The sequence below is a fragment of the Halopseudomonas sp. L-58 genome, assembly GCF_056859475.1.
Genome location: NZ_JBSXON010000087.1, coordinates 37,828 through 51,996, shown reverse-complemented (window position 1 = coordinate 51,996; position 14,169 = coordinate 37,828). Strand labels below are relative to the sequence as shown.

General features: G+C 61.8%; 17 protein-coding genes. 8 read left to right on the top strand and 9 right to left on the bottom strand.

Features of this window, described 5'->3' with window-relative positions; translation table 11 throughout:
- Nucleotides 1-75 precede the first annotated feature (75 nt).
- The 6 genes from rluB to AC13EY_RS18490 form a co-directional block, all read right to left on the bottom strand.
- Complete coding sequence (rluB, locus tag AC13EY_RS18515) at nucleotides 76-978, bottom strand: 23S rRNA pseudouridine(2605) synthase RluB (RefSeq protein WP_269687080.1); 903 nt, start codon at nucleotides 976-978, stop codon at nucleotides 76-78.
- A gap of 64 nt (nucleotides 979-1,042) precedes the next feature.
- Nucleotides 1,043-1,873, bottom strand: coding sequence for an SMC-Scp complex subunit ScpB (scpB, locus tag AC13EY_RS18510; protein ID WP_482877238.1), 831 nt, complete (start codon nucleotides 1,871-1,873; stop codon nucleotides 1,043-1,045).
- Nucleotides 1,854-2,729, bottom strand: a complete 876-nt coding sequence (locus AC13EY_RS18505) for a segregation and condensation protein A (protein ID WP_482877240.1) — start codon at nucleotides 2,727-2,729, stop codon at nucleotides 1,854-1,856. The genes scpB and AC13EY_RS18505 overlap by 20 nt, the downstream gene beginning before the upstream one ends.
- Nucleotides 2,730-2,732: 3 nt before the next feature.
- On the bottom strand, nucleotides 2,733-3,950 hold the full coding sequence (locus AC13EY_RS18500; protein ID WP_474121356.1) for a tryptophan--tRNA ligase: 1,218 nt from the start codon (nucleotides 3,948-3,950) through the stop codon (nucleotides 2,733-2,735).
- A gap of 85 nt (nucleotides 3,951-4,035) precedes the next feature.
- Entirely contained in the window at nucleotides 4,036-4,680 is a 645-nt protein-coding gene (locus AC13EY_RS18495; RefSeq protein ID WP_088273754.1) for an L-threonylcarbamoyladenylate synthase, read from the bottom strand.
- Nucleotides 4,681-4,710: 30 nt separating this feature from the next.
- Nucleotides 4,711-5,565, bottom strand: coding sequence for a PHP domain-containing protein (locus tag AC13EY_RS18490; RefSeq protein ID WP_269687078.1), 855 nt, complete (start codon nucleotides 5,563-5,565; stop codon nucleotides 4,711-4,713).
- A 168-nt stretch (nucleotides 5,566-5,733) separates the two neighbouring features.
- Between AC13EY_RS18490 and AC13EY_RS18485 the strand changes: the two genes are divergently transcribed.
- The 5 genes from AC13EY_RS18485 to AC13EY_RS18465 all read left to right on the top strand — a co-directional run bounded on the left by AC13EY_RS18485 (nucleotide 5,734) and on the right by AC13EY_RS18465 (nucleotide 8,949).
- Nucleotides 5,734-6,036: a YciI family protein gene (locus AC13EY_RS18485; protein ID WP_228246095.1), complete on the top strand. Its 303-nt coding sequence runs from the start codon at nucleotides 5,734-5,736 to the stop codon at nucleotides 6,034-6,036.
- A gap of 15 nt (nucleotides 6,037-6,051) precedes the next feature.
- Complete coding sequence (locus AC13EY_RS18480) at nucleotides 6,052-6,471, top strand: SH3 domain-containing protein (RefSeq protein ID WP_228246096.1); 420 nt, start codon at nucleotides 6,052-6,054, stop codon at nucleotides 6,469-6,471.
- Nucleotides 6,468-7,148, top strand: coding sequence for a response regulator (locus AC13EY_RS18475; protein ID WP_338212855.1), 681 nt, complete (start codon nucleotides 6,468-6,470; stop codon nucleotides 7,146-7,148). The genes AC13EY_RS18480 and AC13EY_RS18475 overlap by 4 nt, the downstream gene beginning before the upstream one ends.
- Nucleotides 7,149-7,251: 103 nt before the next feature.
- A complete protein-coding gene (locus AC13EY_RS18470; protein ID WP_228246097.1) occupies nucleotides 7,252-7,599 on the top strand; it encodes a Spy/CpxP family protein refolding chaperone in 348 nt (115 codons plus the stop codon).
- 21 nt (nucleotides 7,600-7,620) lie between these two features.
- Complete coding sequence (locus tag AC13EY_RS18465; protein ID WP_482877244.1) at nucleotides 7,621-8,949, top strand: HAMP domain-containing sensor histidine kinase; 1,329 nt, start codon at nucleotides 7,621-7,623, stop codon at nucleotides 8,947-8,949.
- 1 nt (nucleotide 8,950) lies between these two features.
- On the opposite strand, the gene AC13EY_RS18460 is transcribed toward AC13EY_RS18465, so the two are convergent.
- Nucleotides 8,951-9,517: a nitroreductase family protein gene (locus AC13EY_RS18460; protein ID WP_482877246.1), complete on the bottom strand. Its 567-nt coding sequence runs from the start codon at nucleotides 9,515-9,517 to the stop codon at nucleotides 8,951-8,953.
- A 5-nt stretch (nucleotides 9,518-9,522) separates the two neighbouring features.
- Nucleotides 9,523-10,554: an AraC family transcriptional regulator gene (locus AC13EY_RS18455; RefSeq protein ID WP_233048176.1), complete on the bottom strand. Its 1,032-nt coding sequence runs from the start codon at nucleotides 10,552-10,554 to the stop codon at nucleotides 9,523-9,525.
- Between the two features lie 206 nt (nucleotides 10,555-10,760).
- Between AC13EY_RS18455 and AC13EY_RS18450 the strand changes: the two genes are divergently transcribed.
- The 3 genes from AC13EY_RS18450 to AC13EY_RS18440 all read left to right on the top strand — a co-directional run bounded on the left by AC13EY_RS18450 (nucleotide 10,761) and on the right by AC13EY_RS18440 (nucleotide 13,328).
- Nucleotides 10,761-11,087, top strand: a complete 327-nt coding sequence (locus tag AC13EY_RS18450) for an Mpo1-like protein (RefSeq protein WP_088273746.1) — start codon at nucleotides 10,761-10,763, stop codon at nucleotides 11,085-11,087.
- Between the two features lie 103 nt (nucleotides 11,088-11,190).
- Nucleotides 11,191-11,760, top strand: coding sequence for an HD domain-containing protein (locus AC13EY_RS18445; protein ID WP_088273745.1), 570 nt, complete (start codon nucleotides 11,191-11,193; stop codon nucleotides 11,758-11,760).
- A gap of 188 nt (nucleotides 11,761-11,948) precedes the next feature.
- Nucleotides 11,949-13,328 carry an adenylate/guanylate cyclase domain-containing protein gene (locus tag AC13EY_RS18440; protein ID WP_482877278.1) on the top strand — a complete coding sequence of 460 codons (1,380 nt, stop codon included), beginning with the start codon at nucleotides 11,949-11,951 and terminating at the stop codon, nucleotides 13,326-13,328.
- A gap of 6 nt (nucleotides 13,329-13,334) precedes the next feature.
- Here AC13EY_RS18440 and AC13EY_RS18435 read toward each other — a convergent pair whose 3' ends face one another.
- Complete coding sequence (locus AC13EY_RS18435; RefSeq protein WP_482877249.1) at nucleotides 13,335-14,153, bottom strand: UDP-2,3-diacylglucosamine diphosphatase; 819 nt, start codon at nucleotides 14,151-14,153, stop codon at nucleotides 13,335-13,337.
- Nucleotides 14,154-14,169 lie beyond the last annotated feature (16 nt).

Sequence of the window (14,169 nt, the reverse complement as noted above, 5' to 3'; positions counted from 1 at the left end):
AGGGCGAACCGATGACGCCGAAACCCGGAGATGACGCGGCGTGACAGTAATCTGTCACGCCTGCTTACAAACACCTCAGCGCGAGCGCGTCGGCTTGCGCCCACCACGCGGCTGACGAGCCTGATGCATGGACGGCTTGCGGGCCAGACGCTGCAGTTTTTCCTTGTCGCTGGTTTTCATCGCCGGCAGGGCAATCGGCTCCAGCCCCACTTCCATGCTGAGAGCATCCAGCTCGTTCTGTTTCAGCTCGCGCCAGCGACCGACCGGAAGCTCTGCCCCAAGGAAGACCGGCCCGAAGCGCACCCGCTTCAGACGATTGACGCGCACGCCCTGCGATTCCCACAGACGGCGCACCTCGCGATTGCGACCTTCCATCAGGCAGACGTGAAACCAGCGGTTGATACCTTCGCCGCCGGAAGACACGATGTCGGTAAACTTGGCCGGACCGTCTTCGAGCATCACGCCTTCTTTCAGACGCTCGATCATCTCGTCATCGACCTCGCCCATGACCCGTACCGCGTACTCGCGGTCCATCTGCCAGGAGGGATGCATCAGCCGGTTTGCCAGCTCACCGTCAGTGGTGAACAGCAGCAGACCGCTGGTGTTGATATCGAGACGGCCGACATTGATCCAGCGGCCGTGCTTGAGACGCGGCAGACGATCAAAGACCGTCGGGCGACCCTCCGGGTCATCGCGCGTACAGACCTCGCCCTCGGGCTTGTTGTAGAGCATCACGCGGCGCACAACCTCGGTGCTCAGGTCACGCCGCAGCGGGCGATCATCGACACTGATCTGATCCATGCTGTCGACACGGCAGCCCAGCTCTGCGCGCTGACCATTTACGCTGACGCGACCAGCTGCGATCCAGCCTTCCACTTCGCGGCGCGAGCCCAGCCCCATGCGGGCCAGCACTTTCTGCAGCTTTTCGCCTGCGGCGGGGGCCGCCGGGCTATCGTTTACTTCAAATTCGTCGGTCATTGGAGCACCTCCCGGTGTAGATAAAAGCCGAGCAGGATAACACCGACGCCCTGCGCCAGCTATATCAGTTCACAGGCTCTTCGTCGGAATCATCTGGTCGATCGTGCTCATCGGCGACCGGCACGTCCGCTACCGGCACGTCCGCTACCGGCATGTCCGAGACCGGCATGTCATCAAAATCACTCTTGAGATTGGCTTCCATCGCATTGAGTTCATCAAGCAGATTACGGAAACCGCTCTGCCCCTCTTCTGAATCCAGTGGCTTGAGCGGTTCAACCGGGAGCCAGGGTTCATCCACTGCCCCATCAGCAGACACTGGCTGTTCGCCCTCTCCAGACAACGCCAGCTCGGGCTCCAGGTCCAGCTCATCCATTTCACGCACCGCCGCGAGCGGCGGCAGCTCGTTCAGGCTGCGCAAATTGAAATAGTCGAGAAACTGGCGAGTAGTCGCGTACATCGCAGGGCGGCCCGGTACATCTCGGTGCCCGACGATACGCACCCATTCGCGATCCAGCAGGGTTTTGACGATCTGGGTGCTGACCGCTACACCGCGGATGTCTTCAATTTCGCCGCGGGTGATGGGTTGGCGGTAGGCAATCAGCGACAGGGTTTCCAGCAGAGCGCGGGAATAACGCTGCGGGCGCTCCTCCCAGAGCCGAGCCACCCAGGGGCCGTAAGCCTCGCGCACCTGCAGGCGCCAGCCGCTGGCAACCTCGCGCAGCTCGATCGCCCGCCCCTCGTAACTGGCAGCAATTTTTTCCAGCGCCTTGCGAACGTCGTCAAAACCCGGCATCCGGTCTTCATCAAAGAGTTCACGCAGACGGTCGATCGACAACGCGCGACCGGCAGCCAGCAGGGCGGCTTCAATGATGTGTTCAATCGGCGGCTGACTCATCCTCTCCCCTCGCCTTGACATGAATGGGTGCAAACGGCTCGTTCTGCACCAGATCAACCAGTTGTTCCTTGACCAGCTCCAGCACCGCCATAAAGGTAACAACCACGCCGAGCTTGCCTTCGCTGGCGGTGAACAGGCTGACAAAGGGCACGAATTGCCCTGACTTGAGCCGGTCAAGCACCTCGGCCATGCGCTCGCGGGTCGACAGCGCCTCGCGGGTAACCTGATGGCTTTCAAACATTTCTGCCCGGCGCAATACCTCGGACAGCGACAGCAGCAGCTCCTGCATGCTGACCTCCGGATGGGCACGCCGGCTGGGCAGCTCACCTACCTCGACCCGTACAGCCCAGGCTTCCCTGCCCATGCGCGGCAGTGCATCCATATCCTCGGCGGCTTTCTTGAAGCGCTCGTACTCCTGCAGCCGGCGGATCAGTTCGGCACGCGGGTCGCCTTCGTCATCCTCCATTTCCTCGGGGCGCGGCAGTAACAGGCGAGATTTGATCTCGGCGAGCATCGCCGCCATCACCAGATACTCTGCCGCCAGCTCCAGCCGCACCGCCTTCATCAACTCGACGTAGGACATGTACTGACGCGTTATTTCAGCAACCGGGATGTCGAGAATATCGATGTTCTGCTTGCGAATCAGATAGAGCAGCAGATCGAGCGGGCCTTCAAAGGCTTCTAGAAAAACCTCAAGGGCTTCAGGGGGGATATACAGATCCTGCGGGACCTCGGTGTAGGCCTCGCCGTAGACGACAGCCAGGGGCAGCTCCTGCTGCCGCCCGACACCCCGGGAGCGATCCACCGGGGCATCGGAGTCGGGGCTGACCTCAGCGTCCTGCGTTGGGTCAGCCATCGGTTACTGGCGGTACTGCAGGCCCATGGCCTGACGCACTTCGATCAGGGTGTCCCGCGCGGCGTCACGGGCGCGCTCGGTGCCCTCGTTGAGGATCATGCGCACCGCGTCCGGGTTGGCTTCATACTCCGCCGCGCGCTGCTGAATCGGCTCAAGCTCAGCGCTGATCGCGTCGATGATCGGCTTCTTGCAATCGATACAACCGATACCGGCGCTGCGGCAGCCTTCCTGCACCCAGTCGTGGGTGGCCTTGTCGGTATACACCTGATGCAACTGGTAGACCGGACACTTGGCCGGATCGCCCGGGTCGTTGCGGCGCACGCGGGCCGGATCGGTCGGCATGCGGCGCACCTTCTCGGATACCTCATCGGTGGTGTCGCGCAGGGTGATGGTGTTGCCGTAGGACTTGGACATTTTCTGACCGTCCAGACCCGGCATTTTCGAGTCCGGCGTCAGCAGTGCCTGCGGCTCGGGCAGGATGACCTTGCCGCCGCCTTCCAGATAACCGAACAGGCGTTCCTGATCACCCAGAGTGATGTTCTGCTGCTCCTTCAGCAAGGCGCGGGCGGTTTCCAGCGCCTCGGCATCGCCCTGCTCCTGATAGGCCTTGCGCAGCGAGGAATACAGCTTGGCGGCCTTTTTGCCCATTTTCTTGACGGCTGCTTCGGCCTTTTCTTCGAAGCCGACTTCCTTGCCGTACAGATGGTTGAAGCGACGCGCCACTTCACGGGTAATCTCAACGTGCGCGACCTGATCAGCACCAACCGGCACCTGGCCGGCGCGGTAAATCAGAATATCGGCACTCTGCAGCAGCGGATAACCCAGAAAGCCGTAGGTTGCCAGATCGCGATCCTTGAGCTTTTCCTGCTGATCCTTGTAGGTCGGTACGCGCTCCAGCCAACTGACCGGCGTCACCATCGACAGGAGCAGATGCAGCTCTGCGTGCTCGGGCACCTGTGACTGGATAAACAGGGTTGACGAGGTACCGCTGACACCGGCTGCCAGCCAGTCGATCAGCATGTCCCAGACGTTCTGCTCGATGCTCTGCGGATCTTCGTAGTGCGTGGTCAGCGCGTGCCAGTCGGCAGCGAAGAAGAAGCACTCGTACTCATGTTGCAGCTTCACCCAGTTTTTCAGCACACCGTGATAGTGGCCCAGATGCAAACGCCCGGTGGGACGCATGCCTGACAAAACCCGGCGCTGCGAATCGACAGAACTCAAGGGGAACTCCTGAAAAGACGTATTGAGATGGTTAGCCAGCGGCGATTATACCGATAAAGCGCCAAGCGTCAGCGCCCGACAGCAATCAGTCAAGGTTTTCATCGCGACTCAGACCGAACGGCTCCGGATCACCGCGCCCCTCGCGCAGCAACTCCGCCTCACCGTCAAGCAGGCTGATCACCGTCGTTGGCTCGACCGTACAGGCTCCGCCATCGATGATCAGATCAACCAGTTTGCCCAGCCGATCCCGAATCTGCTCCGGATCGGTCAGCGGCAACGGATCGTCCGGCAGGATCAGCGTTACGCTCAGCAAAGGCTCGCCCAGCGCCTCGAGCAGATCCAGCGTGATCTGGTGATCCGGCACCCGCAGGCCAATAGTGCGGCGTTTGGGATGCAGCAACAGACGAGGCACTTCACTGGTGGCATTCAGAATGAAGGTATAGGGCCCGGGAGTCGCCGCCTTGAGAAGGCGAAACGTCGTGTTGTCGACCTTGGCGTAGACACCCAGCTCGGACAAGTCCCGACAGACCAGCGTGAAGTTGTGCTTGTCATCAAGCTGACGCAGGCGCCGAATTCGCTCCAGCGCGGCTTTGTTGCCCAACTGGCAGCCCAGCGCATAGGCCGAGTCGGTCGGGTAGGCAATCACGCCACCCTGCCGAACGATGTCAGCCGCCTGACGAATCAGGCGGACTTGCGGATTATTCGGGTGGATCTGGAAGAATTGACTCATGAGCCGTCTCTGAAATGGTTTACCCGCAGTTTAGCCGCAGAACACACGATCCTCCCAGACCGGATCGCAATCGGCCGGCAGAGCCGTCATGTTACCCAGGCTGGTCCAGGGCGAATCCGGACTGTGGAAATCGCTGCCACAACTGGCCAGAAAACCGAATTCGACACTCAGCTTGCCCAGATAGGCCACCTGGTCGACCGGTTGCTTGCCGTTCACCACTTCAATGCCCCGGCCTCCGGCAGTGGCAAATTCACGCAGCAACGCTCTCAGCTTGCTGCGGGTCAGCCCGTAATGCCAGGGGTGCGCAATAACCGCTACTCCGCCGGCAGCCCGAATCTGGCTAACGACCTCGGCGACGGTCGGCCAATGCTGGCGAATGTCGCCGAGCTTGCCGGCACCGAGCCACTTGCGGAATGCCTCACCGTGGTCGCGAACATGACCGGCCTGCACCATCCATTCGGCAAAGTGCGGGCGCCCCGGCGGCTGCGACGCATCGCCGCCCGCGGCCTGCTGAACCGCCACCGCGCCATCGAACGCACCAGGCATACGCTTGCCCGCAAGCCGCTCGCTGATCTGATGAGCGCGGCTCCAGCGCCCCTCGCGCACCGCTGCGAGCGCATCCACCATTGCAGGTGCATCGAGGTCAAATCCATAACCCAGAATATGCAATGTGTGGCCAAACCACTGGGCGGACATCTCCACCCCACTGACCCATCGGACACCCAGCGCGCGGGCGGTCGCTGCGGCCTCTGCCTGGCCATCGATACAGTCGTGATCGGTCAGTGCGACCAGATCAACGCCGGCGGCGTGGACGCGCTGCATCAGCGCCTCGGGGCTGAGACTGCCGTCAGAGGCGGTGCTGTGCATGTGCAAGTCGACAATCACGAAAACTCTCCTGGCGGGCCGCTTGACGCCACGGCGGGACTTTCGCCTATTATGCCGGCTATACGCTCAGGCAGGTAAGTCCGCCCGTGAATCAACGCAGCCTGCGAAAGAGTCCGCCGGCTCGCCACCCTGCATTTGTCCGCCCGAATCACACAGCAAGGATTCCGCATGTTCTACGCCATCATGGCTACCGACACCCCCGACAGTCTCTCCGCCCGTCTGGCCGCCCGCCCGGATCATCTGGCCCGCCTGCAGACACTGCAGGAGCAAGGCCGCCTGCTGCTGGCAGGGCCGTTGCCGGCAGTCGACAGCGAAGATCCGGGCAGCGCCGGCTTTACCGGCAGCCTGGTGGTCGCCGAGTTCCCGTCACTGGATGATGCACAGCACTGGGCCGACAACGATCCCTATGTTGCAGCCGGCGTCTACCAGCAGGTCACCGTCAAACCCTTCAAGCGTGTATTTCCGGCCTGATCAAGGATGCTGCCCATGTTACGACCATTCACCCTTGCGCTAATGTTGTGCGGCCTGGTCAACGCCGCGACAGCACAAACTGCCGATACCGTGCCCGAGACAGTCGCACCCGAGACAGCGCCGAGCGCAACGGCGAACAGCCAACAGGACATCGGCACGCTCCAGGCCGAACTGGCCAGTGTGGAAGCTGAACGTCAGCGCCTCGCCGACCAGCTCGCCGCCGGTGGCGAATCGGAAGAGATCAGCCAGCTGCAGGAAGAAAATCAGCAACTGCGCGCGGATAATCTGGCAGCGCGCATGGAGGCCCAGAGCCGCCTGGTCGCGCAACAGCAGCGCTGGTTCCTGGTCGGCGGACTGACGGTTGCCGGCAGCCTGCTGCTGGGCTTCATGCTGGCCAAGCTGGGCCGCCAGAAACGCCGCGAATGGCTGAACTGACCCCTATCCTGATCATCGACGACGATCAGGAACTTTGCGACCTGCTGGCCGACTGGCTTGCCACCGACGGCTTTGCCCTGAGCGCCTGCCACGACGGCCCAAGCGGCCTCCAGGCTGCGCGCTCCGATCACTTTGCCGTCATCATCCTGGACGTCATGCTGCCCGGCATGAACGGACTGGAAATCCTCCGCGAACTGCGCCAGAGCTGCAGGACTCCCCTGCTGATGCTCAGTGCGCGCGGCGAACCGGTGGACCGCATTCTCGGCCTCGAACTGGGCGCTGACGACTATCTGGCCAAACCCTGCGACCCGCGCGAACTGGTCGCCAGACTGCGGGCGCTGCTGCGCCGAAGCCAGCCGTCACAAGACAGCGCCGGCGAGGTATTGACCCATGCCGGCCTGCGCCTGGACAGCGGCAGCCTGATGGCCTGGCTGGACGACGAGCCGTTGCAACTGACGCAAAGCGAAGCACTGATTCTGCGTGCGCTGATGATCCGGCCCGCGCAGGTAGTGGACCGCCAGACCCTCTCGCGCGAGGCCCTCGGCAAGCCACTGGGCGCCTACGACCGCAGTCTCGACATGCACATCAGCAATCTGCGCCGCAAGCTGGGCCCGTACCCGGACGGTCGCCCGCGCATCCAGTCGATCCGCGGACGCGGCTATCTGCTTGGCAGCTGATTTACACAGTCTTTACCCAATACAGGCCGCCGCTGACAAAAGGATCACTAGACTCTGCAGGCAATGAGCGGATTTCCCGGTCAGATATCCACGGAGAACGACCATGAAAAACACCCTGCTTGCTACTACCCTGCTGCTGACTGCCAGCCTGTCTGCCGGCCTGATGGCCGCACCTGCAGAGCCTCGGGACGGTTCAATGCACCAGCGCGGTTTCGAGCGCATGGCTGAAGAGCTGTCGCTGACTGACGAACAAAAAGCCCAGCTGAGCCAGATTCGTGAAGAAGAACGCGCCAGGTTCCAGACCTTGCGCGAGGAAAGCAAGGCGCGCTTTGATGCTGTCCTGACCGCCGAGCAACGGCAAAAGATGGAACAACTGCATGAACAGCGCCGCGAGCAGATGCAGGAACGCCGCGAAGGCCGCCTGTCGCGCGGCGAACCCTGCAACCGCTGAACCTGACCAAGAGAACGCTGCATGCGCCTGTTCTGGAAAGTATTTGCCGTACTCTGGCTGGCAACCCTGCTGGTCGGCGGTTCAGGCTTTCTGGTCAGTCGCGCCCTGCAGCAGGACTGGTTGCTGCTGCAACTGAATCCCGAGCTGCGCGACTTTGCAGCGCAGCTTGCAACCGTCTACGAGCAGAGCGGCCCAAGCGCCGCTCAGCAGTGGCTCGAACGGCAACGCAGCGAACATCGCCTGCGCGCTCGACTGTTTGACGCCGCCGGCGACAGCCTGCTGCCTGGCACCCTGTCGCGCCGGCCGCGGCTACAGGCCGAGTCACACTTACCTCCGGGACCACCAGAACAGCCCCCCGGACCAGGACGCCTGTTTCAGCTGGCCTGGACTACCGACCAGGCCAGCTACATCATCGCCCTTCATGTACCCGCCCCAACCCTGTGGCGAAGTCAACGCACCCCGTTAACCCTGCTGCTCAATATTGGTCTGGCGGTCGTTGTGCTGGCCCTGCTGAGTCTGCTGCTGAGCCGCTATTTGACGCGCCCGCTGGGTGATCTGGGCGCTGCTGCCCAGTCGCTGGCCAAAGGCGAGTTCAATGCACAGCGTCTGCAAAAAACCACGGCTCGTCGCGACGAGCTTGGCGAATTGGCCCGCCGTTTCGAAAGCATGGCCGAGCAGGTCCAGACACTGCTGGACAGCCAGCAGCAACTGCTGCGTGATGTATCCCATGAACTGCGCTCGCCGCTGGCGCGGCTTCGCGTCGGACTGGCGCTCGGCAGCCAGCAGAACCTGCCAGCCGATGACCCGCTCTGGCAGCGTCTGGATCGCGAATGCGACCGCCTGGACCAACTGATTGACGGCATTCTGACCCTCAGCCGGCTGGATACCCGGCGCGAGCCGGCCAGCGCATTTGCCCTGGACCCGCTGATTGCCGGGATTGTTGAGGATGCGCGCTTTGGCGCATCCGATCTTGCCATTGCCCTGAGCGGTGAAACCGGTTTAACGCTCCACGGCTGGCCCGACCAGTTGGCAGCCGCCATCGATAACCTGCTTCGCAATGCTGTGCGCTTCAGCCCGGAGAACGGCGAGATTCAGATCAGCCTGCGCCGCAGCGCAGGGCAGGCACTGATTCGGATTGATGATCAGGGTCCGGGGGTTGCCGATGAATGGCTGGACAAACTTGGTGATCCCTTCTTCAGGGTGCCGGGCCAGAGTCAGGACAGTGGCTACGGTCTGGGGCTGACGATTGCCCGACGGGCCATCGCGCGACACGGCGGCCGTCTGTGCTTTTCAGACAATCCGGCAGGCGGGCTGCGGGTCGACATCAGCCTGCCGACCGTTCAGCACTGAGTCAATCTTGTGCCGGCCAGCGAGTGAAGAACCGATCAACGTCCAGGGCCGGCACCGCCTTGCGTTCTCCGGCAGGATGGCCGACGTAGAGAAAGGCCAGAATGTGCTCGTTTTCCTCTAGCGCCAGCCCGCGACGCACCACCGGGTGATAGGCCAGCGCTCCGGTACGCCAAACCGCCCCCAGCCCCATCGCATGTGCTGCCAGCAGCATGTTGCCGACGGCAACACCGCAGGCCAGATCCTGCTCGATCACCGGCACCTTGGCGTGTTCCTGATGGCGGCTGATGGCCACGATCATCAGCGGCGCCCGCAACGGCAACCCCTGATAGCGCGCCAGCGTATCCGCCGACAGGTCCGGCGTATCGGCCAGCGCGGCCCGGCCAAACAGCTCACCCAGAGCGTCAAGACCGCTACCTTCGATGACCAGAAAACGCCAGGGACGAAGATAGGCATGATCAGGCGCCCGCAGGGCAGCCAGAAACATCGCCTGTTGCTGCTCGGCAGTCGGGGCCGGGCCAACCAGGCGCGGCACGGAAACCCGCTCATGCAGCAGGGTCAAGACATCCACGGGTATCATTCCTCCTCGGACTGGTCCTGCAGTACCTGTTCACGATACTGGCCCGGCGGCAGGCCGAACCAACGCTTGAAGGCACGAAAGAAATTGCTCGGATCGGCAAAGCCCAGCATGCAGGCGATCTCGAACAATGTGAGTTGGGGTTGACCCAGATACTGCAGCGCCAGTTCCCGGCGGGTGCGCTCAAGCAGTTGCTGGAAGCTGACACCCTCTTCCTGCAGGCGACGCTGCAGGGTCCGCGTGCTCATGTTCATGGCACTGGCAACCGTTTGCCGCTTAGGCTCGCCCTGGGGCAACAGGCGGCAGAGTACCTGACGGGTCTGGTGAGTGACAGGGTCGGATTCAAAGCGGGCCAGAAAGTCGCCGGCAAAGCGATCGTGCAACTTGGCCAAGCTGTCATTGGCGGTAGCCAGAGGCGCTTCCATCAACTGACGGGACATAAGCAGCGAATAGCTCGGCGCATCGAACTCCAGCGGGCAATCAAAAAGTGCGCGATAGGGCGTGGTGTCCTGCGGCTCGGGCCGGGCGAAGGTGGCTTTGAGCGGCACAATGGGTTCCGCGGTCATCCAGCGGCAGAACGCCAACGCGTAAGCCATGGCTGCCTCCACGCTCTGCCGCGCTGCGGGCAACCGATCGCCGTGGATGGCAAATTGCAGCCGGCAGGTATCAGGTTCGATCTGCATTACCATATCGGCCGACTCGCCGATCAGCCGCTGATAGCGCACCACCCGGCCAAAGCCTTCTCGCAGCGTGCGACTGGACATCAGCGAGTAACCGACCACACTGAAATGACCTGGCCGCACTACCCTTGCCATGTTCAGGCCGATAGCCGGATTGCCACTGCGCTCGACCGCCAGCTGCCAGACCCGGGTCATGCTGTCCTGGCTGATCCGCGCATCCGGGTCGGTCAGCACCTCGGCATCCAGCCCCAGCTCGCGGAATATTGCAGCAATGTCCAGCCCGTCGACGGCCAAAGCGTGGCCGATGGCAGAAACCCAACCTGCTGATGTGGTCCGTATTGCTCGATCCATGATTTCTCGCCGCTGTGAGCGGATTCAGACGTTCGTTTTTGGTATCCGGCGGACGATCATAGACTAAAAGTGCAGGCGAATAAAAAACCTGCGCAGCTCGACTTGGCCGCGATAGCCATACCCGTCTGCTACTGCATTGTCTAAGCTGATGTCACGCGCCTCAGCGGCCGAGTTCAACCGTTTCTGCCACCTACAGGACCGCTATCATGCCAGCATCCAGCACACCCGAACCGACTCGCTTTCGCACCTTTGCCGAGTTTTACCCCTACTACCTGAGCGAGCACCAGAACGACACCTGTCGCCGCCTGCACTACGCCGGCAGCAGTCTGGTGATCATCCTGCTGCTTTACAGCCTGCTCAGCGGCAATCTCTGGTGGCTGCTGGCCCTGCCGATCGCCGGCTACGGGTTTGCCTGGGTTGGCCACTTCTTTTTTGAACACAACAAGCCGGCGACCTTTACCCATCCCTTTTACAGTTTTCTGGGAGACTGGGTCATGCTGCGCGATGCGCTGACCGGCCGAATCCGCTTCTGAGCGGTGAATCGCCTGAATGTCAGCACAGCGACAGTCACCTCCAGCTATCGCCTCTATGATGCCTGCAGCCTGACCCAAAACAGATAACAAGAGGAGATCCATCATGGGTGAGCAACACGCCACGTTCCGTGCCATGCAGGAAGGAACCGCCGAAGACTGGAGCATCATCTCCGAGCACTTCCGTCCGTTCGCCAAGAATCTGCCCGACCGCATCCTCGCCCACCTGCGCCTGCTCGACGGTGACTACGGCGGATTTCCGATCGATCGCTTGGAACATTCGATCCAGACCGCGACGCGCGCCCACCGTGACGGTCGGGATGAGGAATATGTCATCTGCGCGCTGCTGCACGATATCGGTGACACCCTGGGCAGCTACAACCACCCGGACATTGCCGCCGCCATCCTCAAGCCGTTTGTGAGCCCCGAGAACCTCTGGATGGTTGAAAAGCACGGCGTCTTCCAGGGCTACTATTTCTTCCACCACCTCGGCATGGATCGGCATCTGCGCGACCAGTTCAAGGATCATCCGCAGTATCAGTACACCGCCGAGTTCTGTGCCAAGTACGACGCACCGGCCTTTGATCCGGATTATGAAAGCGAGCCGCTGGAATTCTTCGAACCCATGCTGCGCCGCGTGTTCGCCAAACCGCGCAACAGTATCTACAAGGTCTAGGCGAGCAGCGTGGACGGCGCACGCACCGGGCATTGCGCTACGCCCGGTTACGCGCGGCATTAATCCACACCTCGCCAGCAACTCGCAGCCTGTCCGCGCGGCATTGTCCGCCGTGCGGATTACGGCCTATCATGCCCAGTCACAGACACCCGCTCGGTGCTCTTGCCCGGCCACGGATTCGACTGAACATGATCACCGACACCCACAAACCGCTCGCCAAACCGCCCCTTGAAGGTTATTACTCGCGCACCATTGCCTACCTGTGCGTCGCCTTGACCTTCAGCGCCGTGCTGGTCGAACGCGGCCATCAGCTGGCCTATCTGATCAGCATTCTCTATGCGCTTGCCTATCCGCAACTGGCTCACCTGATCAGCCGTAAGGTCCCGCCCCAAAACTCAACCACCAAGCGCCTTACCCTGCTTGCTCTCGATGCCGTTCATACCGGCGCGTTCATGGCGGTGCTCGGATTCACCGTGGTACCCAGCCTGATGTTCTTTCTGCTGGTAGGCTTCTCCTGCCTGATTGCCGGTGGCTCAACCTACCTGATCGCCGGCAGTCTGCTGACTATCGCCGGCGCCCTGCTGGGCGCGGCAGCCTTTCAGCCACAACTGGTCTTCGCCAGCTCGAATCTGGTGACCCTGGTCAGCCTTATCAGCGGAGGCTTCTTCCTGTTGATCGTCGCGGCATTCGTGCATCGCCAGGGCCGCCACCTGGAACAGGCCCAGCAGCAGCTGCAACGCGAGCAGGAGAAGACGTCACGGCTGGCCGCCAACCTCTCCAAATACCTGTCGCCGCAGGTCTGGGAATCCATTTTCTCGGGTAAACGCAGCGCTCGACTGGAAACACGACGCAAGAAGCTGACCGTATTCTTTTCGGACATTCGCGGCTTCACCGAGCTGGCCGAGGAGCTGGAAGCCGAAGCCCTGACCGACCTGCTGAACAACTACCTGGACGAGATGTCGCGTATCGCCCTGCAATACGGTGGCACCATCGACAAGTTCGTCGGTGATTGCGTCATGGTCTTCTTCGGCGACCCGTCAACACGTGGCGCCAAGCAGGACGCAGAGGCTGCGGTCTCCATGGCCATTGCCATGCGCAAGCATATGAAGGTGCTGCGCCAGCAGTGGCGCAGCCGCGGCATCACCAAGCCGCTGGAAATCCGCATGGGGCTGAGCACCGGTTACTGCACCGTCGGTAACTTCGGCACCGCGACCCGCATGGATTACACCATCATCGGCCGCGAGGTGAATCTGGCCAGCCGCCTGGAGGGCGCAGCCGACGCCGGCGAGATTCTGATCTCGCACGAGACCTACTCCCTGGTGAAGGAACTGATCATGTGCCGCGACAAGGGCCAGATCAGCGTGAAAGGCTTCTCACGACCGGTGCAGATTTACGAAGTGGTCGGGCTGCGCCGCGAACTGGGCGCCGCGCCGACCTATGTGGAGCACGAGCTGACCGGTTTTTCGATGTATCTGGATACCACTCACGTTCGCAACTATGACAAGGAACAGATCATCAAGGCACTGGAGCAGGCCGCCCGCAAGTTACGCGACAAGGTCATTGTCTAGACGGCGTCAGGCCGCCCGCTCCTCAAGCGCGTCGCTCACCGGCTGCAGCATTTGCGCTAGAGCATCATGCCAGCGATAGAGCTCGATATGGCCATCCTGGTGTTCGATCAGCGCCGTACAGGACTCGACCCAGTCACCGCAGTTGAGATAATCGATACCGCTGACCCTGCTGATCTCGGCATGGTGGATATGCCCGCACACCACGCCATCCAGACCGCGCTTATTGCATTCGTGCGCCAGCGCCTCCTCAAACTCGCTGATGAAGTTAACCGCTTTCTTCACCCGGTGTTTGAGATAGCCTGACAATGACCAGTAGCCCAGGCCGAAGCGCGAACGCCAGTGATTGAGCCAGCGGTTCAGAACCAGACTGAACTCATAGGCGTGATCGCCGAGAAAGGCCAGCCAGCGGTGGCAGCGGGTAATGACATCGAACTGGTCGCCGTGGATTACCAGCAGCCGGCGGCCGTCATCGCACTGATGTACCACCTCGTCAACCAGTTCGATATTGCCCAGCACCAGCGTGGAGTAGCGCCGCAGAAACTCGTCGTGATTGCCGGTGACATAGGTTACCCGGGTGCCGCGCTTGCTCATGGTGAGGATACGCCGCAATACGTTGGTATGCGCCTGGGGCCAGTAGATACCCTTGCGCAGCCGCCAACCGTCGATGATATCGCCCACCAGATACAGCTGATCGCACTCGACAGACTTGAGGAAGGTCGCCAACTTGTCGGCCTGGCATCCGCGCGTGCCCAAATGGAGATCCGATATCCACAGCGTCCTGACCCGCTGTTTTTGCGCCTCTGGCAACAACACCGCTGTATTCATGCGCCTGCCTCCTCGG